This window comes from Bacillus sp. GW821-FHT11D08 (genome assembly GCF_058808515.1).
Genome location: NZ_JBXARS010000024.1, coordinates 1 through 564, shown reverse-complemented (window position 1 = coordinate 564; position 564 = coordinate 1). Strand labels below are relative to the sequence as shown.

The 564-nt window shown below is 57.1% G+C and carries 1 protein-coding gene; it reads right to left on the bottom strand.

Annotated features, from left to right (window positions below):
* Positions 1 to 564, bottom strand: a 564-nt coding sequence (locus AC1RRX_RS19250) for a condensation domain-containing protein (protein ID WP_492870931.1), incomplete at both ends; no start/stop codon positions are given.

Below are 564 nucleotides of genomic sequence, written 5' to 3'. Positions count from 1 at the left end.
GGCATAGTCTTTATATTGAAGGCGCATCGGCGCAAGCGAACGGCCTGCGTACAGCTCGCCGAATTCTTTAATCAAGGTGTTGACGGACACACCGTCAGAAATAATATGATGCATATCCGTTAATAAAAGATGACGTTCGTCCGATTCTTTCACGAGGGCCGCACGGAAGAGCGGCGCTTCCTCCAGACAAAACGGCCGGACGAATGCGTCAGCTGACTCGGCCTCATCCAGCTGAAACGGTACGCTGTCATGGATGCGCTGCACCGGTTCGCCGTCAGGCCCCGTTTCAAAGGACGTTCTGAGCGACTCATGCCGCTCCACAAGCTGCCGGAACGTCTCCTCCAGCCGGCCGCGGTCAAGCGGGCCCGTCAGTTCCAGCACAGCCGGCATATTGTAGCCGACACCGCCGTCTTCAAGCTGCTGGAGCACATACATCCGTTTCTGCGCCGAAGACACCGGATAGGTGTCCTGTGTTTGCGCAGGCTGAATCGCTTCATACGGGCTTTCTTCCAAGTCCTGAATAACCGAAGCGAGCTCTTCCACCGTCGGCCGGGCGAAGATGTC